We start from the raw sequence: 23,850 nt of genomic DNA, 5'->3' as shown, positions 1-23,850 counted from the left end.
GCCGGCGGTGCCCGGCCTCCCGTCGGCCCGACCTGCCCGTGGTCCGCACCCGCCGGGCGGGATCCGGCCCGAACCCTCTACGATGCGGCAGCAGACGGTGAGTACGGTACGGGTACGGTCCGCGAACCAGCCAGCCGGGCCGCGGCAACGGATCAGAGAGGGCCATCGGGGGATGCCAAGCCAGACCGCTCCAGAACGCCGCGCGAGCGCGGGCGGCGGGAGGTCGCACCGGTCCGGGCGGGCCCGTCGCGGCGCCGCGCCCACCGGGGCCGCGGCCGGACGGCCGCCGACGGGCGGCGAGGGCGGCCCCGTCCAGGTGCGCGTCAACCCCCGGCCCGGGCTGCTCGGCGGCCGGTTGAAGCTCCAGCAGCTGGTCCTGGTCGAGGTCGCGGTCGCCCTGGTCGCGGTCGGCTGGACGATCAGCCGCCCGGTCGCGGCCGGCTTCGGCGCGGTCTCGCTGGTCCTGCTGGTGCTGGCGGTCGTCCCGCTGCGCGGCCGCACCATCCCGGAGCTGCTGCGGGTCCGCTCGGCCCTCAAGTCCCGCCGCAAGCAGGCGAAGTCGCTGCTGCCGCCGCCCGGCACCGACCCGGCGCTGGCGCCCGCGCTGGAGCTGGAGCCGGCACTGCGCACCTGCACCCACGCCACCGAGGCCGACTTCGGCGGCCGCCCCGTCCGCCGGGAGACCGGCATGGTCGGCGACGGCACCTTCCTCAGCTCGGTGCTGCTCGTCCAGGCCAAGGACCAGCCGCTGCGCCCGGTGCGCACCGCGCTGCCGCTGCCGCTGGACGTGATCTGCTCGGCGCTCACCGTGGACGACATCGCCCTGGAGTCGGTGCAGCTGGTCCAGCACACCCAGCCCGCCCCGGCCCAGCACGTGCCGGAGCAGTCGCTGGCCGCCCGCGGCTACCGCGAACTGCCCGACGGCACCGCCACCCCCGGCCTGCGGCTGACCTGGGTCGCCCTCAAGCTCGACCCGGAGCGCGCGGCCACCGCCGTCCGGGCCCGTGGCGGCGGCGAGGAGGGCGCCCGCAAGGCCCTCCAGCGGGTCACCGACCAGCTGGCCGGACGGCTCAACAGCGCAGGGTTCAAAGCCACCGTGCTGGACGAGCGCGAGCTGATCGCCGCCCTCGCCATCGCCACCTGCGCCAACCCGATCGCGGTGGCCGGGCGCCAGGGCACCGGCAGCGGCGGCGGCACCACCCGCCGCACCCAGGAGGGCAACCGCTTCTGGCGGATCGACGACCGCTGGCACAGCACCTACTGGATCTCCCGCTGGCCGCAGCTGACCCGCCCCGGCGGCGCGGCCGGCCGGATCGGCGCCCCGGACCTGGTCAACCTGATCACCGGCTCCCCCGCGCTGGCCAGCACGTTCAGCCTCACCGCCGGGCACGGCACCGGCGGCTCGGTCACCGTCAGCGGCCACCTGCGGGTGACCGGGCGCAGCGAGGGCGAGGTCGGCGACATCGGCCGCCAGCTGGAGGCGCGGGCGCAGAGCGCCGGCCTCGGCCTGGTCCGGCTCGACCTCGAACAGGCCCCCGGCATGCTCGCCACCCTGCCGCTGGGAGGAGCGTCCTGATGGCGTACCAGACCTACCCCGCCCCCGGTCCGACGCCCGGCACCGAGCAGCGCCGGCCGCGACCGCGGATCCTGCCCGGCTTCGGGCTGCGCGGACCGCGCCGGGAGAAGCACGTGCTGGAGGCCGCCGACCTGGCGGCGCTGGCCTTCCCGGTCGGCGACGACGGCGTGGTGATCGGCGTCGACCCGCAGGGCCTGCCGGCGGTGCTCGGCCTGTTCCGCCCCAGCGCGTACGACCTGGTGCTGGTCGGCGGCGTGTGGACGGCACAGGTGATCGCGCTGCGCGCGGCCGCGATCGGCGCCCGGGTCGCGGTGGAGACCGCCCGCGGCCAGCTCTGGGGCCCGATGGCGCAGGCCGCCGGCGGCGGCCAGCCGTGCGTGACGGTGCACCAGGTCGGACGGCTCGGCCCGCAGGGCGCCTCGGTGGCCTCGCCCGTCCTGGTGGTGCGCGACCTCGGCGCCCGCCCGCCGCGCACCCGGCTCTCCGCCGCGCCCTGGCAGACCACGCTGACCCTGCTGCCCTACCTCGGCCCGAACGCCTCCCGGGTGCTCAACGCGGCCGACCTGGTCGGGGTGCAGCGGATCATGCCCCAGGAGGCGGAGGTGGTCGGCCGGGTGCTGTCGCTGCCGCCGGAGGACGTGGCCGCGCTGCCCGGCCTCGGCGACGACCTCACCCTGTGGGCCACCCGGATGCGGCGCCAGTACGTCCGGACGGTGGCCGGCCAGGCCGAACAGCAGGTGCTCGGCGGCCCGCGCCGGATGGACTGAGGGGCGCGTCCGGGCCGGTCGTTCCCGGTCCGGAACCGAAGCCGCCTTCAACAGGGGCAGCCGAACGGCCTAGTCTTTGTTGCGGCAACGGCACCGCTGAACAAGCGGCGGCGAACACGAGGGAGCCCTAGTGAGCAGCGATCGGGACGGCGTCTACGTCGGCGACAACGCGGCGGAGGACGACGACGACTGGTCCGACGCGCCCGATTACACTCCCCCGTCCTGGTACGTGCAGTCGGGCCCGGCGGCGGCGCCCGCCGCACCGGGCCCGGGGGCGGACGGCGCGGCGGCCGGGGCTCCGGCGGGCGGGGCTCCGACGGCCGCGGCTGCGGCGCCGGAGTCGGCCGCTCCCGCACCGGCCCCGGTGCCGACGGCCGGACAGACGCCCGAGGCACCCCAGCCCACCCCTGCTCCCCAGCCGGTCGCGGCTCCCGCACCGGATCCGGCCGCGCCCCCGGCGCCCGCGCCCGCCCCGGCGGCGGAGCAGGCGCCCCTCCCTGCCCCGGTGCCGCCGGTCGCGCCCGTGCAGGCCGAGGCGCAGCACGTCCCCTTCCCGGTGGCGGCCCCGGCCGTGACGCCGGAGCAGCCGCAGGCGCCGGTCGCCGCCCAGCCCTGGCCGCCGGCTGCGGAGGCGCCGGCCCAGTCGAGCGGGCCGCAGCCGTACCCGGCGGCCGCGCCGGTGCCGCAGGCCGTACCGCCCGCGCAGCCCGGACCGTCCGCGCAGCCCGCCCAGCCCGGCCCGCCGGTGCCGCCGCAGCAGTTCGCGCAGCAGCCGCCGGCCCAGCCCGGACCGCCCCAGGGCCCGACCGCTCCGGCGGCTGACCCGCAGGTGAGCTGGGACCCGCAGGCCGCCTGGGCCGCCCAGCAGTCGGCCGCCGCCCAGCCCCAGCCCCAGCCCGGCCAGCCCTACCCCGGGCAGCCCGAGCAGCACGCGCAGCCGCAGCCGGTCCAGCCGCAGCCCGCGCCGCCCGCTCCGGTGGACCCGCGCCAGGGCGGCTGGCCGCAGCCCGGCGCCTACCAGCAGCCGGCCGCCGCCCAGCCCTACCCCGGGCAGCCCTACCCCGGCCAGCCCGGCCAGCCGCAGCAGCCCGCCCCCGCCCAGCCCTGGCCGCCGCAGGGCGGCGCCGCCACGCCGCCGCCCGCCGCGTTCCAGCAGGCCGCCGCCCCGCAGCAGACCGCCCACGGGGCGCCGCTGGGCTACACCGCCGCCGTCGAGCTGTCCTCGGACCGGCTGCTGCGCAGCCAGCCCAAGCAGCAGCGCCAGCAGCCGCGGTTCCAGTTCGGCGGCAAGGCCGCGGCGGCCGAGAAGGCCCGCAAGCTGGAGATCATCCGCACCCCGGTGCTGAGCTGCTACCGGATCGCCGTGATCAGCCTCAAGGGCGGTGTCGGCAAGACCACGACCACCACCGCGCTCGGCGCCACCCTGGCCAGCGAGCGCCAGGACAAGGTGATCGCGATCGACGCCAACCCGGACGCCGGCACCCTGGGCCGCCGGGTCAAGCGCCAGACCGGCGCGACCATCCGCGACCTGGTGACGGCCATCCCGCACCTGCGCAGCTACATGGACATCCGTCAGTTCACCTCGCAGGACCTCAACTCGGGCCTGGAGATCCTGGCGAACGACGTCGACCCGGCCGTGTCGACGACCTTCAACGACTCGGACTACCGCCAGGTCATCGAGGTGCTGGGCCGCCAGTACCCGATCATCCTGACCGACTCCGGCACCGGCCTGCTGTACAGCGCGATGCGCGGGGTGCTGGACCTCGCCGACCAGCTGATCATCGTCTCCACCCCGAGCGTGGACGGCGCCTCCAGCGCCTCCACCACGCTGGACTGGCTCTCCGCGCACGGCTACGCGGACCTGGTGCAGCGCAGCATCACGGTGGTCTCCGGGGTGCGCGAGACCAGCAAGATGATCAAGGTCGAGGACATCGTCGCGCACTTCCAGACCCGCTGCCGCGGCGTCATCGTGGTGCCCTTCGACGAGAGCCTGGCGGCCGGTGCCGAGGTCAACCTCGACATGATGCGGCCCAAGGTCCGCGAGGCGTACTTCGAGCTGGCCACCCTGGTCGGCGAGGACATCGCCCGGGCCCAGCACGCCGCCGCCCAGCAGGCCGGCTGGCAGCAGCAGGCGCAGGCGGGCCACCAGCAGCCGGGCCCGCCGCAGCCGTACGCCGATCCCCAGCAGCAGGGCTACCCCGCCCCGCCCGCCCCGGGGGCGCCGTGGGCTCCGCAGCCCGGCCAGGCCCCGCCGCCCCCGCCCGGGTACGGCTACCCCCAGCAGCCCGCCCCCGGAGCCCCGTGGCCGCAGCAGCCCGGTGCCCCGCAGCCGGGCCCCGGCTACGGCTACCCGCCGCAGGCGCCCCCGCAGTGACGAGCAGTGACGAGCGGAAGGGGCCCGCCGACTTCGAGTCGGCGGGCCCCTTCGGCATTCCCCGGCAGCGGCGGCCGGGCCGGGCTCAGGCCTCGGTCAGCTCCCGGGCGCGCTTGACGTCGTCGGCCATCCGGTCCAGCAGCGCCTCGATGGAGTCGAACTTCTCCATCCCGCGCAGGTAGGCCAGGAAGTCCACGGCCACGTGCAGCCCGTACAGGTCCAGCCCGACCCGGTCGATGGCATACGCCTCGACGGTACGGGCGGTGCCGTCGAAGGTCGGGTTGGTGCCGACCGAGATCGCCGCCGGCATCCGCTCGCCCTCGGCGGTCAGCCAGCCCGCGTACACGCCGTCGGCCGGGACGGCGCTGTGCGGCACGGTCTCCACGTTGGCGGTCGGGTAGCCGAGCTCACGGCCGCGCTGCGCGCCGCGCACCACCACGCCCTCGACCCGGTGCGGGCGGCCGAGCACCTCGTTGGCACCGGCCATGTCCCCGGTCTCGACCAGGCGGCGGGTCAGGCTGGAGGAGAACGGCTCGCCGTCCCCGGCGGTGCCGGACACCTGGAGGTCCACCACCTCCACCTCGAAGTCGTCCGCCCCGCCCAGCTCGGCGAGCAGCGCGACGTCCCCCGCGGCCCGGTGCCCGAAGCGGAAGTTGGGGCCCTCGATCACCACCCGGGCGTGCAGCGCGTCCACCAGCACCTGCCGGACGAAGGTCTCCGGGGACTCCTGGGAGAACTCGGTGGTGAACGGCAGCACCAGCACCGCGTCCACGCCGAGTTCGGCGATCAGCTCGGCCCGGCGCGGGTGCGGCGCGAGCAGCGGCGGGTGGCTGCCCGGGCGGATCACCTCGCGCGGGTGCGGGTCGAAGGTCACCACGACCGAGGGGAGGCCGAGTTCACGGGCCCGCTCGACGGCCCGCCCGATGATCAGCTGATGCCCGCGGTGCACCCCGTCGAACGAGCCGATGGTGACGACGCTGCGTCCCCAGTCACCGGGGATCTCCTCCAGGCCACGCCAGCGCTGCACCCGACTGCTCCTTGTTCCGTACGGTGCGTGCCCTCGGCACGCTCAAACGCTCACAACCGAACCCCTATAGCGTGCCATGCGCCTGCCCCGGCTCAGGCACCGGAATGGGGGTTGGGCGCACCGGCGCGCGGACGGCCCGCACGGCCGCCGTCCGCTCCGCCTCGGCGGCGGCGTACTGGGCGTCCCGGCCGGCCGCCACCAGGGCCCGCATCCGGGCCAGCCGGGGCCCGTCCGGGGCGGTCGGGGCGGCGTCGGCCGGCCACCGGGCGAGCAGCCGGGCGAAGGCCGCCGAACGCCCCGCGCAGCGCACCAGCAGCTCGTCCGCGCCCGCCAGCCCCGGCACCGCCCGGGCCAGCACGGCGCGCGCCCGGGCCGGGTTCTCGGCCGCGCAGTGCTCGGCGAGGCGCTCCACGGCCGCGGTGAGCACCGCCCGGTCGGCCTCGGTGGCGAGCAGGGTGTCCAGCAGCTCGCAGCGCAGCGCGTCCGCCGCCGGGTCCGCCACCGGGACGGACAGCGCCTCGGCGAAGGGCGTACGGACCGCCGCCTCGGGGGCGGCCAGCACGCCGCCGAGCAGCACCCGCAGCTCCAGCCGGGCGGCCGGCCCGTCGATCGCGGCCCGCCCCAGCCGACGGCCGAGGTAGTCGACGGCGACCGGCCCGGCCAGCGCCGGGTGGCGGCGCAGCAGCCGGGCGGCCAGGTCGGCGCTGCGCCGGGCGGCCACCGGGGCGCGGGCGTCGGCCAGCACCCGCAGGGTCTCGGCGGGGGCCGCGCCGGGCGCCGCCAGGGCGTCGGCGAGTGCGGCCAGCACGGGCTCCGGGTCGCTCTCCAGGGCCGGGGCGAGGGCGCGCGGGGTCAGGAAGGCGTCGCCGCCCGCGCGGTGGCGGGCGAGCGCGGCGTCCAGGTGCCCGGCCCTGGTCACCGGGTCGGCGACCAGCAGGGCCAGCGCGGCGCCGTGCAGGGCCGGTTCGTCCTCCCGGGCGAGCAGGGTCAGCGCGGTGAAGCGCAGCAGTTCGGCCCCGGCACCGCTCGCGTACGGGGCGGTCCGCAGCGCGTGCACGGCGGCCGCGACGTGCCGTTCGGGCCGGCGGTCGTGGCTCCAGCGGTCCACCGCGCGACAGAGCGCGGACGGCTCCTCGGCGGCGAGCACGGTGAGCAGCGCGTCCGCCCGCGGGTGCGCGGCGTCGGCCAGCGCGTCGGCCAACTCGTCCAGGGCGGCGCGGCGGTGGGCGTGCAGCAGCTCGTGGGCGAGGTCCGCCACCGTGCGGCCCGGGCGGCCCGGCAGGCCGGCCGGGTCGTCGAACCAGGTGCAGAGCAGCGGGAACACCGCGACCGGGTCGGCGCGCAGCCGCTCGGCCACCGCCGCGAGGAACTGCTGCCCCGGGCCGTCGGCGGCCACCAGGCGGCGCAGCAGGGCGAGTTCGGCCTCGACGGGCAGGCCGAGACCGGTCCAGAACGCGGGGTCGAAGCGGTTCAGCCCGTCGAGCGCCTCCCAACCGCCCGCGGTGGCCGCCCGTTCGGCCGTCCGGCGGGCCAACTGGTCGAGCAGCGCCAGGTGTTCGACCGGGTCGGGGCTGGCGGCGAGTCCGGCGGTGAGCAACCGGGCCGCCCACCAGGCGGGTTCGCTGCCGGGCGGGCGCAGGTCCAGCGCACGCCAGATCCGGTGCAGCCACGGGTCCAGGGCGGTCGCGCCCCAGGTCTCGGCGACCCGGCGCAGCGCGGCGGCGACCGGGCCGATCCGGTGCCGGGGGACGGCCGGTGCGGGGCCCTGCGGTCCGGGCGGGGTGTCCTCGGCCTCGCCGAGCAGCATCCGCAGCGCCGCGTCCAGGTCCAGGTGTCGGCCCTGCAGCCAGTCGGCGAACTCCCCGTGGGCGAAGCGGAAACCGGGCCCGGCGGGGACGAACAGCCCCTCGGCGAGCACCGCCGTGGCCCAGCCGCCGTCGACCGGGAACAGCTCCTGGAAGGCCTCCCGGCCGAGCGAGCCCGGCTCCTCGCCGAGCATCCGCCGGGCCGCCTCGTGCACCCGCCCGGCCACCGCCGCCGCGAGCCGGCGCACCCGGCCCCGGCGCGCTCCGGCGGGCCGGGCGGCGCCCCGGCGGTGGGCGCCCGGGCGGCGCGGCCGGACGTCCTCGGCCAGTCGCTGGGCCACCCGCAGGCAGAGCAGGTCCAGGTGGGCGCCGAACAGTTCGCTGCGCAGCGCCGGCCCGTCGTGCAGGCCGTGCGCCCACAGCTCGCCGGCCAGCCGGACGGCCAGCGGGTGCCGGGCGTCCTCGGCGGCGGCCGGGCGGCCGGGCGGCAGCCCGTAGCGGCGGCGCACCCGCTCGGCCGCCTCGGCGGGCAGCGGGCCCAGCCGGTGCCCGGCCAGGGTCGGGGTGCCGGGGCCGCCGCCGTCCATCCGGACGGTGGGGGCGCTGGCCAGGTCGCCGTCCGGGCCCGGTTCGGCCGGGCGGGGCACGCCACCGGCGCCGCTGCCCCAGGGCTCGGCCGCCAGCCGTTCCCAGAGCTCCTCGCCGCAGGCGGTGAGCAGCCGTGCCCCGCAGCCGGTGAGCCACTGCCCGGCGCCGCGCAGCCAGCGCGGGTCCAGTTCGGCCGGGGCCTCCTCGGGGCCGTCCAGGACGACCAGCAGCGGGCGCCCGGCCGCCGCGCACAGCGCCGCCACCGGCTCGGGCGCGGGCGCCGGGGTGTCGAGCTCGGCCGCGGCGGCGGCCAGCGCCCGTTCCACCGCCTCGGCGAGCGAGCGGTCCTCGGCGCGCAGGTCGGCGCCGCGCAGCCAGAGGGTGGGCAGCGGCCGGGCCCCGTCGCCGCGGCGGGCGGCCAGTGCGGCGAGTTCGGTGGAGCGGCCGCTGCCGGGGGCGCCGACCAGGGCGGTGACGGTCGCCGCCGGCTCGTCCCCGGCCAGGCCGTCCGGTCGGTCCACCCGGTCGGCGGCCAGCCCGGCCACCCGGCCCGGCCCGGCCCCGGCGGCGGCCAGCTGGGCGCCGGTCAGCCGCAGCACCCCGGCCAGGTTCAGCGCGGGGCCGTACCCGGGTACGGTCGCCGCGTTGCGCGCCAGCACTTCGGCCAGCGCCGGCGCGACCACCGCGCCGCCCCCGGCGGGCACCGCCCACAGCGCGCCGCCGTACGGCGCTCCCCCATACGGCGCTCCCCCGTACGGCGCTCCCCCGTGCTGCGGTCCGCGCAGGGCGGGCGCGGCCAGCGCCACCACCGCGCCGCTGCGGGCGTCCAGCACCGGTGAGCCGGCCGGCACCACGACCCCGGCCACCGCGGGCACGTCCAGCACCGGCACCCCCGCCAGCAGGTGCCCGCCGTACGCCGCGCCGCCGACGCCCAGCAGTCCGCAGCGCAGCACCACCGCCCGGCCGTCCTCGCCGGTCAGGGCGGGCAGCAGCACCTCGTGCCCGGCGCCCAGCGCGGCCACCGGCAGCGGCGGGACGGGGAGCCCGCCGACCGCGTCGGTGCGCAGCAGCGCGAGCCCGTGCTCGGGCAGCGGCAGCACCGCGTCGGTGCCGAGCACCCTGGTCTGTCCGCCGGGGGTGTGCAGCACCAGCCGGTCCAGGCCCGCCACGGCCTCGTGCGCGGTGAGCACCCAGCCCTGCGGGTCGGCGGCGAACCCCAAGCCGTGCAGCCGCCCGTCGAGGTCGCGGATCCGCAGCAGGTACCGCCCCGGATCGCCCTCCGCACACGCCGGCATGGAGCCCCCTCACCCGTCGAGCGGGCCCGTTGCCCGCTCGCCGCCCGGAGCCTGCCCCCCGCGGGGGCGCCCCGACCGCGCCCGCGCCGTTCACCACGGCGGTTCACCTCGCGCGCTCCCCCGTGCGGGTGAAGGACCCCGTTCGGGTGAAGGACCCCGCCGGGGGACCCCCGGACGGGAACGCGCGACCCCCGCCGGGAGGGCTCCCGACGGGGGTCGCGGTACGACGGAGGGCCGCCTCAGCCGACGAACACCGCGACCGGCTTCGCCTGGCCGCCCTTCTCCTCGACCAGCGCGAGGAAGCGCCCGTCCGGCCCGAACACCGCGATCGGCCCGTCCACGCCCAGCCCGGGCGCCTTCAGCCGGGAGCCGTGCGACAGCTTCTCCGCGGAGGCCTCGTCCAGGTCCCAGCGCGGGAACGCGGCCGCCGCCGCCTCCCCGATCGGCAGCACCTCCAGCCCGCTCGCGGACTCGCCGGTGACCGAGTCCTCCAGCTGCTCCAGGGTGCGCGCCGACTCGACCCCGTACGGCCCGACCTTGGTGCGGCGCAGCGCCGTCAGGTGCCCGCCGACGCCCAGCCCGGCGCCCAGGTCGCGGGCCAGCGCCCGGATGTAGGTGCCGGAGGAGCACTCCACGGTCACGTCCAGGTCGATCACCGGGGTGCCGTCCTCGGCGACCGCCGCGCGCTGCTCGTGCACGGTGAAGGAGTGGATGGTGGTGGGCCGGGCGGCGAGCTCGAAGTCCTCGCCCTCGCGCACCCGCGCGTACGAGCGCTTGCCGTCGATCTTGATCGCGCTGACCTTGGACGGCACCTGCATGATCTCGCCGGTGAGCGCCGCGATCCCGGCGTCGATCGCCTCCCGGGTGACGCCGTCCGCCGGGACCGAGGCGGTGACCTCGCCCTCGCGGTCGTCGGTGACGGTGGTCTGGCCGAGCCGGACGGTCGCCTCGTAGGTCTTGGCGGTCAGCATCAGGTGGCCGAGCAGCCGGGTGGCCCGCTCGACGCCGATCACCAGCACGCCGGTGGCCATCGGGTCCAGCGTGCCGGCGTGCCCGACCTTCCTGGTCCCGGCCAGCCACCGCAGCTTGGCGACGACCCCGTGGGAGGTGATGCCCTCGGGCTTGTCGACGATCACCAGGCCGTCCGGGCCGGTGCCTTTGCGCTTCATCGGGTTCTTTCTCTGGAACGTGCGGAAGTTGCTCTACGGGAAGGTCAGTGGAGGGGCCGCAGCGCGCCCCGGAACCGCTCGACCACCGCGGCGACGTCCTCCCGGGCGGAGAAGCCGGCCGCGAAGACGTGCCCGCCGCCGCCCAGTTCACCACAGGCCGCGGCGACGTCCACCGCGCCCTTGGAGCGGGAGGAGCCGCGCAGCGTGCCGTCCGGGTCCTGCTTGAGCACCAGGGCCACCTCGGCCTCGGCGGGCCGGCGCAGGATGTCGATCAGCCCCTCGATCTCCTCGACGGTGACGCTGAACAGCGCCAGGTCCTGGTAGGGCACCCAGGTCCACACCAGGCCCAGCCCGTCCGCCGCCTCCGGCTCGTAGACGGCCCGGTCCAGGGCGGCCGCGAGCACCTTGAGGTAGCCGAAGGAGGAGGTGTCCCACAGCTGCCGGGAGATCAGGTCGTGCCGGATGCCGGTGGCCAGCAGCCGCCCGGCGAGTTCGTGGGTCGCGGGCGTGGTCGCCCGGTACTTGAAGGAGCCGGTGTCGGTGGCGACCCCGGTGTACAGGCAGGTGGCCAGCTCCTGGTCGAGCTCGACGCCGAGCCGGCGCAGCAGTTCGTCCACCAGGACGGCGGTGGCCGGCGCGGTCGGGTCGATCAGCTGGTGGGTGCCGAAGCCCGGGTTGGAGGCGTGGTGGTCGAACACCACCAGGACGGGCGCGGCGAACGCCTTGTCGTGCAGCAGCCCCAGCCGGCTCTGCGCGGCGACGTCGAAGCAGAGCACCAGCTCGGGCACGTCCGGCACCTCGGAGGCCGGCACGATCAGCTCCTGGCCGGGCAGGAAGGCCAGCGACTCGGGCACGATCTGCGGGTCGTCGCCGAAGGAGACCCGCACCTGCTTGCCGAGCGCGCGCAGCGCCAGGGCCGCCGCCAGCGAGGAGCCCAGCGCGTCGCCGTCCGGGCAGATGTGGCAGATCAGGTCGATCGAGCGGGCCCGTCCGATCTCGGCCACCACCTGCTGCCAGATCAGCTCGAAGCCGCTCTCCTCGGCGCGCGGGCCGGGGAGCGCCGCGAGGGCACCCTCCACCGTGCTGGTGGAGGACGCCCCCGTGGTCGATCCGGCTCGCGAGGCGGCCTGCGCCGACTCACCCGCCATGTCTACTCGTCCTCGTCGTCACGCTCGGACGCCGGGACCTTGTACGGGTCCGCGTCACCGGCGTAGGTCGCGCCCGCGGCGGTGGTGCGCACCGCCGCGTCGATGGCCTTGGCCCGGTCGAGCAGGTCGTCGATGTTCCGGGCGTTGTCCGGCAGCGCGTCCGCGACGAAGGTCAGCGTCGGGGTGAAGCGCACCCCGATCTTGCCGACCTCGGAGCGGATCACGCCCTTGGCGCTCTCCAGCGCGGCCGCGGTGGCCTCGCGGTCGGTGTCGTCACCGAAGACGGTGTAGAAGACGGTGGCCTCGCGCAGGTCGCCGGTCACCCGGGTGTCGGTGATGGTCACGAACCCCAGTCGCGGGTCCTTGATCCGCCGCTCCAGGGTCTGGGCGACGACCACCTGGATGCGGTCGGCGAGCTTGCGCGCCCTAGCGGTGTCGGTCACGTTGCCTCCTCGTGCAATGGGCCCGGTACCCGGGAGAGCTGCGCACCCGTCTGGGCCCACGCCCCAAAGTACCGGCCCGCGCCCGGCCTTGCGGGCGCTCTCGGTCCTGATCCGTGTGAGAACGGCGACTTCCGTCGGCCGGCTCCACGGTCCTCATTCGTCGTCGTCGTTGTGGTAGCGCCTCCTCGCGGAGAGGAGCTGCACCTCGGGGCGGCCGGCGACCAACCGCTCACAGCTGTCCAGGACCTCGGTGACGTACCCGGCTTCGCCGGCGACCACCGCGAGGCCGATCTCGGCCCGGCGGTGCAGGTCCTGGTTCCCGGTCTCGGCAGCGCACACGCTGTACTTGCGCTGCAGTTCGGCCACGATCGGCCGCACGATCGAACGCTTCTCCTTGAGCGAGTGGACGTCGCCCAGCAGCAGGTCGAAGGTGAGTGTTCCCACGAACATGTATGACAGGTCTCGCCGACCTGGAAGGCCTCGGGGTGTCGGCGCGGAACCGGCCGACACCCCAGGACCCTACACAGCGAGACCGGGGCCGGTCGACGGAAATACCACCCGTCGACCGGCCCCGGTTGACACCGACTAGGCGCGCGGCTTCTCGCGCATCTCGTAGGTCTCGATGATGTCCTCGACCTTGATGTCGTTGAACGACCCCAGGGTGACACCGGCCTCGAAGCCCTCGCGGACCTCGGTCGCGTCGTCCTTGAAGCGGCGCAGACCCTCGATGGTGAGGCTCTCCGCCACGACCTTGCCGTCGCGCAGCAGGCGGGCCTTGGCGTTGCGGCGGATGATGCCGTCGCGGACCAGGACACCGGCGATGTTGCCGAACTTGGAGGAGCGGAAGACCTCGCGGATCTCCGCGGCGCCGAGGCGCACCTCCTCGTACTCCGGCTTGAGCATGCCCTTGAGGGCGTTCTCGATCTCCTCGATCGCCTGGTAGATGACCGAGTAGTACCGGACGTCCACGCCTTCCTTGTCGGCCGCGGCGCGCGCACGGCCTTCGGCGCGCACGTTGAAGCCGATGATGATGGCGTCCGAGCCCATCGCCAGGTCGACGTCGGACTCGGTGATCGCACCGACGCCGCGGTGCAGCACCCGGAGCTCGACCTCCTCGCCCACGTCCAGCTTGACGAGGGCGTCCTCGAGGGCCTCGACCGAACCGGAGACGTCACCCTTGATGATGAGGTTGAGCTGCTCGATGGAGCCGGCGGCGATGGCCTTGTCCAGGTCCTCCAGGGACACCCGGACCCGACGCTGCGCGAAGGCGGCGTTGCGGTCGCGGGCCGAGCGCTTCTCGGCGATCTGGCGGGCGGTGCGGTCCTCGTCGACGACGATGAAGCTGTCGCCGGCGCGGGGCACCGAGGTCAGACCGAGCAGCAGCACCGGGCGGGACGGGCCGGCCTCGGCGAGGCTGTTGCCGTTCTCGTCCAGCATGGCGCGGACGCGGCCGTAGGCGTCGCCCACGACGATCGAGTCACCGACGCGGAGGGTACCGCGCTGGACCAGGACGGTCGCCATGGCGCCGCGGCCCTTGTCCAGGTGGGCTTCGATCGCAATACCCTGCGCGTCCTGGTGCGGGTTGGCCCGCAGGTCGAGCGAGGCGTCCGCGGTCAGGACCACGGCCTCCAGCAGCTGGTCGATGTTCAGACCCTGGCGCGCGGAGATGTCGACGAACATGGTGTCGCCGCCGTACTCCTCGGCCACCAGGCCGAACTCGGTCAGCTGGCCGCGGACCTTGGTCGGGTCGGCGCCCTCGACGTCGATCTTGTTGACGGCGACCACGATCGGCACACCGGCGGCCTTGGCGTGGTTGAGCGCCTCGACCGTCTGCGGCATGACACCGTCGTTGGCCGCGACCACCAGGATCGCGATGTCGGTGGACTTGGCACCACGGGCACGCATGGCGGAGAACGCCTCGTGACCCGGGGTGTCGAGGAAGGTGATCGGGCGCTCTTCGCCGTTCACCATCGTCGCCACCTGGTAGGCACCGATGTGCTGGGTGATGCCACCGGCCTCGCCGGCCACCACGTTGGACTTGCGGATCGCGTCCAGCAGTCGGGTCTTACCGTGGTCGACGTGACCCATGACGGTGACGACCGGCGGGCGCGGGGCCAGCTGGTCCTCGTCGCCCTCGTTGGCACCGAAGTCGATGTCGAACGACTCCAGCAGCTCGCGGTCCTCGTCGTCCCGGCTGACGATCTCCAGCTGGAAGCCCATCTCGTCCGCCAGCAGCTGCAGCGTGGCGTCGGAGACCGACTGGGTCGCGGTGACCATCTCACCGAGGTTGAACATGACGGAGACGAGCGCGGCCGGGTTGGCGTTGATCTTCTCCGCGAAGTCCATCAGCGAGGCGCCGCTCGACAGGCGAACGGTCTGGCCGTTGCCGCGAGGCAGCATCACACCGCCGACGGACGGGGCCTGCATGGCCTCGTACTCCTGGCGCTTCGCCCGCTTCGACTTGCGACCGCGAGCCGGGCGACCGCCCGGGCCACGACCGAAGGCACCCTGCGTGCCACCACGGGCACCCGGGCCACCGGGACGACCGCCGAAGCCGCCGGGACGGGGGCCGAAGCCACCGCCACCACCGGGGGCGCCGCCACCCGGACGCGGACCGCCGAAGCCGCCGCCACCGGCCGGACGCGAGCCCGGACCGGCCGGACGACCCTGGAAGCCCGGACGGGCGCCGCCGCCACCGGGACCGGCCGGACGGCCGCCGGGGCCACCCGGACCACGGCCACCCGGGCCCGGACGCGGGCCGGCCGGACGCTGCGGCATCATGCCGGGGTTCGGACGCGGCATGCCCGACGGGCTCGGGGCGCCGGGGCGCGGACCGGCCGGACGCGGCATGCCGTCGGGACGGGGGGCACCACCGGGACGCGGGGCACCGGCACCCGGCGCACCACCCGGACGCGGACGGTCGCCACCGGGACGCGGGGCGCCACGGTCAGCACCGGGAGCACCACCCGGACGCGGACGGTCGCCACCCGGACGGGGAGCGCCACCGGCACCCGGCGCACCGGCCGGACGCGGACGGTCGCCACCGGGACGCGGACGGTCGCCGCCCTGCGCACCCGGAGCACCCGGACGGGCACCCGGCGCGCCCGGACGGCGGTCGCCGGGGCGGGCCATGCCGGTCGCACTGCCCGAGGTGAACGGGTTGTTGCCCGGACGCGGGCCGGCCGGACGCGGGCCCGGACGGGCGCCGCCGGAGGCCTGGCCGCTCGGGCGCGGGGCCTGGGAGGCCGGACGCGGGGCGTCGGCACCGGCCGGAGCCGGCGAGGAGAACTCGGCCGCGGGAGCGGCCGGAGCCGCCGGGGTCGCGGGACGCGCCGCCGGGCGCGGGCCCGGGGTCGGCGCACCCGGACGGGCGGCGGCGGGAGCGGCCGGAGCCGCGGGGGCGGCCGGGGCGGCGGGAGCCGCGGCGGCCGGGGTCGGACGGGGACCCGGGGTCGCGGCAGGCCGCGGACCCGGGGCCGGGGCACCCGGCTTGGGTGCACCCGCGGCGCCTGCCGCGGGCTGGGGCGCCGCGGGCTTCCGCGGGCCAGGCTTGGCAGCGCCACCAGTGGGGGCCACACCAAGCGCGTCAGTCAACTTGCGCACGACCGGCGCCTCGATCGTCGAGGACGCCGAACGGACGAACTCACCGAGCTCGGTGAGCTTGGCCATGACGGCCTTGCTCTCCAAGCCAAGCTCCTTGGCGAGTTCATAAACCCGGACCTTAGCCACTTCACTCCTGTCTTGAGTCCGGGGGTCTCGTCCGCCGGACTGTCGCTACTTCATGGGCGTACCCATCGCGTACTCATCGCGTACTCATCGAGTGCTCATCGCAATCTCGACCTACTTCCACATCGCGAGGTACCTGACTGGTGGCACGGCGCGCGGCTGCCCGAGCGCTGTGCTTGTTGCGGTGGTTCTCCGCCGCGGTGAGCGACGGCCGTCACGGGAGGCGGCCCGCCTAGGAGGCTCCGCCCGCCCGCTCCTCGATGAACCCGCGGAGCCGCTCCGTGTCGAGCGATCCCTGGAGCCGGAAGGCCCGGGGGAACGCCCGACGGCGGACCGCGAGGTCGAGGCAGGCCGGGTCGAGGTGCAGGTGAGCGCCCCGGCCCGGCAGTGCGCCACGGGGATCAGGGACGCAGACGCCCTCGACCGCCGTGACACGCAACAGCTGGTGCTTGGCCGCTCGCTTGCGGCAGCCCACGCAGGTGCGTTCCGGGCGTGCTCGGACATGCGTCCGGCCAGACGAAGGCAAGTCTACCCCTCCGAAGGGACATGGCGCCGCCCCGAAGATCCAGGAGGACCGACGGGGACGACAGGAACAACACTCACGACCGGGCTTCGGCTTCCTCGGCCTGGCCCTCGGTGTCCGGCCGGATGTCGATCCGCCAGCCCGTGAGACGGGCGGCCAGACGGGCGTTCTGCCCCTCCTTGCCGATCGCCAGGGACAGCTGGTAGTCCGGCACGATCACCCGCGCGGAACGCTGGGCGGCGTCCACGATCTCCACGCTGGTCACCCGCGCGGGGGACAGCGCGGCGGCGACCATCTCACGCGGGTCCTCGGACCAGTCCACGATGTCGATCTTCTCGCCGTGCAGCTCGCCCATCACGGCGCGCACCCGGGAGCCCATCGGACCGATGCAGGCGCCCTTGGCGTTCAGCCCGGCCCGGCGCGACCAGACCGCGATCTTGGTGCGGTGGCCGGCCTCACGGGCGATCGCGGCGATCTCCACGCTGCCGTCCGCGATCTCCGGGACCTCCAGCGCGAACAGCTTCTTCACCAGGCTGGGGTGGGTGCGCGACAGCGTCACCGACGGCCCGCGGACACCGCGGCGCACCGCGACGACGTAGCACTTGAGCCGGGTGCCGTGCCGGTAGTCCTCGCCCGGGACCTGCTCCTGCGGCGGCAGGATGGCCTCCAGCTTGCCGATGTCGACCAGCACGTTCTTCGGGTCGTTGCCCTGCTGGACGACACCGGTGACGATGTCGCCCTCCTTGCCCGCGTACTCGCCGAAGGTCTGGTCGTCGGCGGCGTCGCGCAGGCGCTGCATCATCACCTGGATGCCGATGCTGGACGCGATCCGGCCGAAGCCGTTCGGGGTGTCGTCGAACTCCTTCGGCTCGACACCCTCCTCCAGCTCCGCCGGGTCCTCCATGGCCCACACGGTGACGTGGCCGCTCTTGCGGTCCAGGTGCACCCGGGCGCGACGGCGCGAGCCCTCGGTGCGGTGGTACGCGGTGAGGAGGGCGGACTCGATGGACTCGACCAGCAGGTCGAAGGGGATGTTCTTCTCGTTGACCAGCGTGCGCAGGGCACTCATGTCGATGTCCACGGCTACGCCTCCTCGTCTTTCGTCACGTTCATGATGGTCGTACGGCAGCCGGATCACTCGGCGCCGTCGTCCCCCTCGTCGAAGTCGGCGGCCTCGTCCAGGAGCTGCTCGTCGTCCTTGCGGTTGAACTCGACCTGGACCCGGGCCCGCGCCACCTCGACGTACTCCAGACGGCGCTCCTTGGGACGGCCGCGCCCCTTCACCGGCTGCACCTCGACCAGCGCGCCGTCCTCGTCCGCCTCCAGCACCCGGGCGACCAGCTCCCCGCCGTCGACCAGGTGGATCTTGGCGAGCCGCCCCTCCGCGCGCTGCCAGTGCCGCGGCAGTTCGAGCGGGCGCTCCGCACCCGGCGAACCGACCTCCAGCAGGTAGGGCTCGTCCCCCATGACGTCCGAGGCGTCCAGGGCCTCGCCGACCACCCGGCTGAACTCGGCGATGGCGTCCATGTCCACGCCGCCGTCGGTGTCGACGTCGATCTGCACCTGTCGGCGGCTGCCCGCCTTGGTGACCTTGACGTCCTCCAGGTCCAGTCCGGCCTGGGCGGCCAGCGGCTCCAGCAACGCGCGCAGCCGGTCGGTGTGGGTGGTGCTCATCCGGGTGGACTCCTCGGCCGCGTCTGCTGTTGTCAGAGGTCGCCCCGTGCCCTCCGCGCCCCACGGGGCGCACACCGGGTCACGGCAGCTCGGCCCAAAGCCTAGCCGGTGAAGCCGCGAACCACCGATTCCGGACCTCCCCCGACCGGTCGCACGCCACCCACTGCGAGCAAGCTCACACCACCCCGCCCATCGCACCGAACCCCCGCAATCATGGGGGTTCTGCGAAGATTCAGCCCAACGAGGGCAGGCGGGGAGGCCGTCCTCCCGTACCCGCTCCGGAGTGACCCCGATGCAGCCGCCCAGCCGACGGACCTTCCTGGCCCTCGGACTGATCACCCTGACCGCCGCCTGCACCACCGAGGGAGCCACACCCCCCACCCCCGACAACTCCGGCCCGGACCCCGACCACCCCGTCCGCCTACGCGCCGTCGCCGCCACCGACACCCTGCTGGCCGCCTACGAGACCCTCCTCACCACCCCCGGCGACCGCACCCCCCTGCTACAGACCCTGCGCGCCGAAACCGCCCAACACCGCGCCGCCCTCGCCCAAGGCCTGCCGCCCACCTCCATACCCCCCAGCACCACCACCAGCAGCAGCACCACCACCCCACCCACCCCTCCCACCCTGGCCACCCTGGAACACCAAACCGCCCAATCCCACCTCGCCGACCTCACCACCGCCCGCCCACCCCTCGCCCGCCTGCTCGCCTCGGTGTCCGCCGCCAACGCCCTGCACGCCACAGCCCTCGGCGCCCCCACCGACCAGCCCACCCCGAGCAGCACCCCCACCCCCACCCCGAGCAACACCCCCACCCTCGAAACAGCGCTCCCCGCCCTCCAGAAGGCCCTGAGCGCCGAACACGCCGCCGTCTACGGCTACGGCATCGTCGGCGCCCACCTCCCCGACGACCAGCAACGCACCGACGCCCGCACCGCCTACGCCGCCCACCAGTCCCAGCGCGACGCCTGGCAACGCCTCATCACCACCCTCGGCGCCACCCCCACCCCCGCCGCCGCCGGCTACCGCCTCCCCTTCCCCGTCACCGACCCCACCACCGCCACCCACCTCGCCGCCCACCTGGAAACCAGTCTCACCACCGTCTACGCCGACCTGGTCGCCGACCTCCCCACCCCCCACCGCCCCACCGCAGCCACCGCCCTCCGCGACTGCACCCTCCGCGCCCACCGCTGGGGCGCCCCCGACACCCCCTTCCCCGGCATCCCCACCCCCCTCCCCACCCCCACCCAAACCTGACCCACACCCCGCACCAACCCACCCACCCCCACCACCCCCCTCCCCCTCACTCACCCCAGGCGAGAGGGACGCGCTGCGGGAGGGGGCGGTGGAGGGGGTGGGTGCGGAGAGGGGCGTGACGGGTGATTTTCAGACCGCCAACGGCGCCCAGCCATGTGCCCACAGAGTCGGCGGTCCGAAAATCACCCAGCCCCCGGAGCGCCCACCCCCGGAACCGCCCCCGGACCCACCCACCCTCCCGAAAGCCCACACCCCCACCCCAGCCCCGCGCAGCGGCCCCCACATGCCCCGACAATGGACCCATGCCCGGACCCGCCCCAAAGCTCACCGCCCCCACCTGGCTGACGACCACCGTCACCGCCACCCACGGCGAGCCCGGCCGCCAGTGGCTCGCCGCTCTGCCGACCGCGGTCACCACCCACCTGGCCCGCTGGAACCTCACCCTCGAACGCACCCTGGACCCCGGCGGCAGCCTCAGCCTGATCGCGTACGTCCACCGCGACGACCTCTCCCCCGCCGTCCTCAAGGCCGGACTGGTCACCCCCGAGACCGCCCATGAGCACACCGCGCTCACCCACTGGGCCGGCCGCGGCGCCGTACTGCTGCTCGACGCCGACCCGGCCGCGGGAGTCCTCCTCCTGGAGCGCCTGCACGGCGACATCCCGCTGCGCTCCCTCGCCGAGGCCAAGGCAATGCTGGAGGCCACCAGCCTGCTGCACCGCCTCTGGGTCGAGCCGCCCGCCGGCACCGAGCCGCCCGCCGGCACCGAACTGCCCACCGCCACCGCGCTACCCACCCTCGCCGACCGGGTCGCCGACACCGCCGCCCGCCTCGCAGAGCACCGCACCCACCCCGCCGCGGCCGCCGCCCAGCCCCTCATCGACGAGGCCCTCGCCACCGGCCGGGCCCTGACCGCCTCCGCCGACGAGAACCTCCTGCTGCACGGCGACTTCCACCACGGCAATGTGCTCGCCGCCGACCGCGCCCCCTGGCTGGCCATCGACCCCCGCCCGCTGACCGGCGAGCGCGCCTACGACCTGGCCCGGCTCGCCCTGGACCGCGCGGACACCCTGATCGGCTCCCCCGGCGCCCCGGCCGCGGTCCGCCGCAGGCTCCAGCAACTCGCAGACGCCCTCGACGTCGACCGGGACCGCCTGCGCGGCTGGACCCTGTTCCGCGCCGTCGACCTGGCCCTTCGCGCACTGGCCACAGGCCGCCTCGAGGACGCCGAACTCCACCTGGAGTTCGCCGGCCACCTCTCCGACTAGACCGGCCGTTCCTCCACCGGCCCGCCCCCCGGCCGCAGCGGCCGCCGCAACGGCAGCCGCGCCCCCATCACCGCGTACAGCCGGTCCGTCGCCGGAAACCGCACCGCCCGGGCCAGGTCCTGGTAGCCCAGCGCCCGGTAGAGCCGCCGGGCCGGTGTCTCCGCGTCGATCGCCGACAGGATGCTGCGATCCAGGCCCGAGCCCTCGCACAGCAGCCGGATCAGCCGCGAGCCCACGCCCTGACCCTGGAACTCCGGCAGCACGTGCAGTTCGGTGACCGCGAACACGCCGTCCAGCCAGTCCCCGTAGCCCCGGGCGGTCAGGTACGGCTCGATGACGGTGCTCCACCAGTGGTCCCGCTGGTTCGGCATCCCGTACCCGAACCCGACCAGTCGGCCGCCGCTCATCGCCCCGAAGGCGATCACCCCGGGCTGCCGGGCGTGCCGACCGACGATGTGCAGCCGGACCGCGACCTCCTCGGGCGTCAGCCCGAACGCCACCGCCTGGACGTCCAGCGCCTGCGGCGCCCAAGCCGCGAGGTCGATGGCCTCGATCGTCACCCCGGTCAGCTGATCCATGCTCCGGACGTTACTACCAGCGGCCCTGTGGCGCGGCCGAAGATCCGAACCCAACAACCGGCGAAACACCGGCGAACCGCGCCCCAACACCGCCCCGCTCCCGGGCACTCGGCTGGACACTCGCCCCGGCACCTGCCCCGGCACCCGCCCGGGCCCCCGGCCCGGATCGCTCAGGGCGAGGTCAGAACAGGACGCTCATGAACGCCCCGACCTCCCGGAACCCGACCCGTCGATACGCGGCCCGCGCCCGCAGGTTGAAGTCGTTGACGTACAGCGAGACCACCGGCGCCACCTCGCGCAGCGCGACGTCCAGCACGGCCGCCATCCCGGTCTCGGACAGCCCCTGGCCACGGTGCTCGGGTGCCACCCAGACGCCCTGGATCTGGCAGGCGCCCTGGGTCACGGCTCCGATCTCCGCCTTGAACACCACCCGGCCGTCCTCGGCGAAGCGCGCGAACGACCGCCCGGTGGTGACGAGTTCGGCCACCCGGGCCTGGTAGAGCAGCCCGCCGTCGCCGGCCAGCGGCGACACCCCCACCTCCTCGGTGAACATCGCCACGCAGGCGGGCATCAGCGCCTCCACCTCGTTGCGCCGCACCCGCCGCACCAGCGGGTCGGGCGCGATCTCCGCGGACGGCGAGGAGGTCGCCAACAGCGGCTGGTGGCCCCGGACTTCGCGCGCGGGGCCCCAACTCCGTTCCAGCAGCGCCCAGAAGGCGGCGGTCGCCCCGGCCGGGCCGACGATCGAGGAGCAGCGCCGGCCCTGCCGCCGGGCCCGCTCCGCGAAGGCGGCGACGGCCTGCGGCCCGGCGTTGACCAGGACGAGGTTCGCCCCGGCGTAGCAGAGGGCGTCGAGCACGCCGTCCGCGCCGTACCAGCCCCACATCTCCCCGCCGAGCCGCCACGGGTCCAGCCCGACGGCCTCGACCCGGGTCGCGACGAAGGCGTTGGCGACCGGGTCGCGGTGGAGGATCTCCAGGGCGTCCGCCAGGTCGGGCGGTTCCAGCACGCGGGTGGTGGCCAGCGCCCGGGCGGCCTGGAAGGAGCTGGGGAGCATCACACCTCGATCGATCATCGAGACAGCACCTCACTGAGACGACTCTGGCCGCACCCTACTCCGTGGCCCCACCCGGCTACGGCCGCGGGGCCGTCCGCGAACGGACGGCCCCGCTTCCGGAAAACTACGCTGCACCCGCATTCGAACCGCTCAGCGGTCACTCCCCGACGACGCGACCACCCGACGGCCACCCCGCGCCCACGTGACCGCTCAGCGGTCACTCCGCGGCGACGCGACCGCCCGACGGCCACCCCGCGCCCACGTGACCGCTCAGCGGTCACTCCGCGGCGACGACGGTCGGCGAACCGGCCTCGACGCCCTCCTCCTGCATCTGCTCGGCGAGCTTGAGCGCCTCCTCGATCAGGGTCTCGACGATCTTCGACTCGGGAACGGTCTTGATCACCTGGCCCTTGACGAAGATCTGGCCCTTGCCGTTGCCGGAGGCGACCCCGAGGTCGGCCTCACGGGCCTCGCCGGGCCCGTTCACGACGCAGCCCATGACGGCGACCCGCAGCGGCACCTCCATGCCCTCCAGCCCGGCGGTGACCTCCTCCGCGAGCTTGTAGACGTCGACCTGGGCGCGGCCGCAGGACGGGCAGGAGACGATCTCCAGCCCGCGCTGGCGCAGCCCGAGCGACTCCAGGATCTGGTTGCCGACCTTGATCTCCTCGGCCGGCGGGGCCGACAGCGAGACCCGGATGGTGTCGCCGATGCCCTCGGCGAGCAGCGCGCCGAAGGCGACCGCGGACTTGATGGTGCCCTGGAAGGCCGGACCGGCCTCGGTGACGCCCAGGTGCAGCGGGTAGTCGCAGGCGGCGGCGAGCTGACGGTAGGCCTGGATCATCACGACCGGGTCGTTGTGCTTGACCGAGATCTTGATGTCGCGGAAGTCGTGCTCCTCGAACAGCGAGCACTCCCAGAGCGCGGACTCGACCAGCGCCTCCGGGGTGGCCTTGCCGTACTTCTCCAGCAGCCGCTTGTCGAGCGAGCCGGCGTTGACGCCGATCCGGATCGGCACCCCGGCGTCCTTGGCGGCCTTGGCGATCTCGCCGACCTTGTCGTCGAAGGCCTTGATGTTGCCCGGGTTGACGCGCACCGCCGCGCAGCCGGCGTCGATCGCCGCGAAGACGTACTTGGGCTGGAAGTGGATGTCCGCGATGACCGGGATCTGCGACTTCTTCGCGATGATCGGCAGCGCGTCGGCGTCGTCCTGGGAGGGGACGGCGACCCGGACGATCTGGCAGCCGGACGCGGTGAGCTCGGCGATCTGCTGCAGCGTGGCGTTGATGTCCGAGGTGACGGTGGTGGTCATCGACTGGACCGAGACGGGGGCGTCGCCGCCGACCGGCACGTTGCCGACCATGATCTGCCGGGAGTAGCGGCGCTTGGCGAGCGGCTTGAGCGGCAGGGACGGAATACCGAGCGAGATCGCGGTCATGTGCGCAGGGTTCCCCGGGGTTGAGGTGTGGTCGACCGCCCGGCCGTTGGGACGGCCGAGGCCGGGCGCGCGGACGATCGCGCACCCGGCCTCCACGGTACGGCACGGTCAGGGGGCCCAGCACACCCGCCGTACC

At 75.3% G+C, this 23,850-nt stretch carries 18 protein-coding genes; 5 read left to right on the top strand and 13 right to left on the bottom strand.

Translation table 11 applies throughout. From position 1 onward, the window contains the following. The first annotated feature begins 172 nt into the window (after window positions 1–172). From eccE to ACZ4W5_RS31405, 3 genes are all read left to right on the top strand, one after another. Complete coding sequence (gene eccE / locus ACZ4W5_RS31415) at window positions 173–1,576, top strand: type VII secretion protein EccE (protein WP_360244038.1); 1,404 nt, start codon at window positions 173–175, stop codon at window positions 1,574–1,576. Next, complete coding sequence (locus tag ACZ4W5_RS31410; RefSeq protein ID WP_360244041.1) at window positions 1,576–2,343, top strand: hypothetical protein; 768 nt, start codon at window positions 1,576–1,578, stop codon at window positions 2,341–2,343. Before eccE ends, ACZ4W5_RS31410 begins: the two co-directional genes overlap by 1 nt. A gap of 130 nt (window positions 2,344–2,473) precedes the next feature. Beyond that, complete coding sequence (locus ACZ4W5_RS31405) at window positions 2,474–4,717, top strand: MinD/ParA family ATP-binding protein (protein WP_465658362.1); 2,244 nt, start codon at window positions 2,474–2,476, stop codon at window positions 4,715–4,717. A gap of 85 nt (window positions 4,718–4,802) precedes the next feature. Here the strand turns inward: ACZ4W5_RS31405 and ACZ4W5_RS31400 are convergent, their stop codons facing one another. The 10 genes from ACZ4W5_RS31400 to rimP form a co-directional block, all read right to left on the bottom strand. Further along, window positions 4,803–5,744: a bifunctional riboflavin kinase/FAD synthetase gene (locus ACZ4W5_RS31400; protein ID WP_360244047.1), complete on the bottom strand. Its 942-nt coding sequence runs from the start codon at window positions 5,742–5,744 to the stop codon at window positions 4,803–4,805. A 64-nt stretch (window positions 5,745–5,808) separates the two neighbouring features. Then, on the bottom strand, window positions 5,809–9,432 hold the full coding sequence (locus tag ACZ4W5_RS31395; protein ID WP_465658361.1) for a serine protease: 3,624 nt from the start codon (window positions 9,430–9,432) through the stop codon (window positions 5,809–5,811). Between the two features lie 239 nt (window positions 9,433–9,671). Beyond that, the gene (truB, locus tag ACZ4W5_RS31390) at window positions 9,672–10,601 is read right to left on the bottom strand and encodes a tRNA pseudouridine(55) synthase TruB (RefSeq protein WP_465658360.1); all 930 of its coding nucleotides are present in this window, start codon (window positions 10,599–10,601) and stop codon (window positions 9,672–9,674) included. Between the two features lie 44 nt (window positions 10,602–10,645). Beyond that, window positions 10,646–11,749 (bottom strand): DHH family phosphoesterase, encoded by a 1,104-nt coding sequence (locus ACZ4W5_RS31385; RefSeq protein ID WP_360244056.1) that lies wholly within the window; start codon window positions 11,747–11,749, stop codon window positions 10,646–10,648. A gap of 2 nt (window positions 11,750–11,751) precedes the next feature. Then, window positions 11,752–12,192: a 30S ribosome-binding factor RbfA gene (gene rbfA, locus ACZ4W5_RS31380; RefSeq protein WP_360244059.1), complete on the bottom strand. Its 441-nt coding sequence runs from the start codon at window positions 12,190–12,192 to the stop codon at window positions 11,752–11,754. Window positions 12,193–12,345: 153 nt separating this feature from the next. Continuing rightward, window positions 12,346–12,642, bottom strand: coding sequence for a DUF503 domain-containing protein (locus ACZ4W5_RS31375; RefSeq protein ID WP_030311386.1), 297 nt, complete (start codon window positions 12,640–12,642; stop codon window positions 12,346–12,348). A 135-nt stretch (window positions 12,643–12,777) separates the two neighbouring features. Further along, complete coding sequence (infB, locus tag ACZ4W5_RS31370; RefSeq protein WP_360244062.1) at window positions 12,778–15,921, bottom strand: translation initiation factor IF-2; 3,144 nt, start codon at window positions 15,919–15,921, stop codon at window positions 12,778–12,780. Between the two features lie 229 nt (window positions 15,922–16,150). Next, window positions 16,151–16,393 carry a YlxR family protein gene (locus tag ACZ4W5_RS31365; protein ID WP_360244065.1) on the bottom strand — a complete coding sequence of 81 codons (243 nt, stop codon included), beginning with the start codon at window positions 16,391–16,393 and terminating at the stop codon, window positions 16,151–16,153. A 124-nt stretch (window positions 16,394–16,517) separates the two neighbouring features. Next, the gene (gene nusA, locus ACZ4W5_RS31360; protein ID WP_360244068.1) at window positions 16,518–17,522 is read right to left on the bottom strand and encodes a transcription termination factor NusA; all 1,005 of its coding nucleotides are present in this window, start codon (window positions 17,520–17,522) and stop codon (window positions 16,518–16,520) included. Window positions 17,523–17,575: 53 nt separating this feature from the next. Continuing rightward, window positions 17,576–18,115: a ribosome maturation factor RimP gene (gene rimP, locus ACZ4W5_RS31355; RefSeq protein ID WP_360244071.1), complete on the bottom strand. Its 540-nt coding sequence runs from the start codon at window positions 18,113–18,115 to the stop codon at window positions 17,576–17,578. 292 nt (window positions 18,116–18,407) lie between these two features. On the opposite strand from rimP, the gene ACZ4W5_RS31350 reads away from it, so the two are divergent. Together ACZ4W5_RS31350 and ACZ4W5_RS31345 are read left to right on the top strand one after the other, a co-directional pair. Beyond that, window positions 18,408–19,373, top strand: coding sequence for a ferritin-like domain-containing protein (locus ACZ4W5_RS31350; RefSeq protein ID WP_465658357.1), 966 nt, complete (start codon window positions 18,408–18,410; stop codon window positions 19,371–19,373). A gap of 302 nt (window positions 19,374–19,675) precedes the next feature. Next, window positions 19,676–20,641 carry an aminoglycoside phosphotransferase family protein gene (locus tag ACZ4W5_RS31345; protein WP_465658356.1) on the top strand — a complete coding sequence of 322 codons (966 nt, stop codon included), beginning with the start codon at window positions 19,676–19,678 and terminating at the stop codon, window positions 20,639–20,641. Here ACZ4W5_RS31345 and ACZ4W5_RS31340 read toward each other — a convergent pair. The 3 genes from ACZ4W5_RS31340 to ispG all read right to left on the bottom strand — a co-directional run bounded on the left by ACZ4W5_RS31340 (window position 20,638) and on the right by ispG (window position 23,714). Then, the gene (locus ACZ4W5_RS31340) at window positions 20,638–21,219 is read right to left on the bottom strand and encodes a GNAT family N-acetyltransferase (protein WP_402492026.1); all 582 of its coding nucleotides are present in this window, start codon (window positions 21,217–21,219) and stop codon (window positions 20,638–20,640) included. The genes ACZ4W5_RS31345 and ACZ4W5_RS31340 overlap by 4 nt on opposite strands. A 181-nt stretch (window positions 21,220–21,400) precedes the next feature. Continuing rightward, window positions 21,401–22,276 (bottom strand): GNAT family N-acetyltransferase, encoded by an 876-nt coding sequence (locus ACZ4W5_RS31335; RefSeq protein ID WP_402492032.1) that lies wholly within the window; start codon window positions 22,274–22,276, stop codon window positions 21,401–21,403. A 277-nt stretch (window positions 22,277–22,553) separates the two neighbouring features. Beyond that, window positions 22,554–23,714: a flavodoxin-dependent (E)-4-hydroxy-3-methylbut-2-enyl-diphosphate synthase gene (gene ispG / locus ACZ4W5_RS31330; RefSeq protein ID WP_360245255.1), complete on the bottom strand. Its 1,161-nt coding sequence runs from the start codon at window positions 23,712–23,714 to the stop codon at window positions 22,554–22,556. Window positions 23,715–23,850 lie beyond the last annotated feature (136 nt).

The sequence above is a fragment of the Kitasatospora sp. NPDC029367 genome, assembly GCF_055569135.1.
The sequence above is the reverse complement of the archived record's forward strand: the minus strand, read 5'-3'. Positions and strand labels throughout refer to the sequence as shown.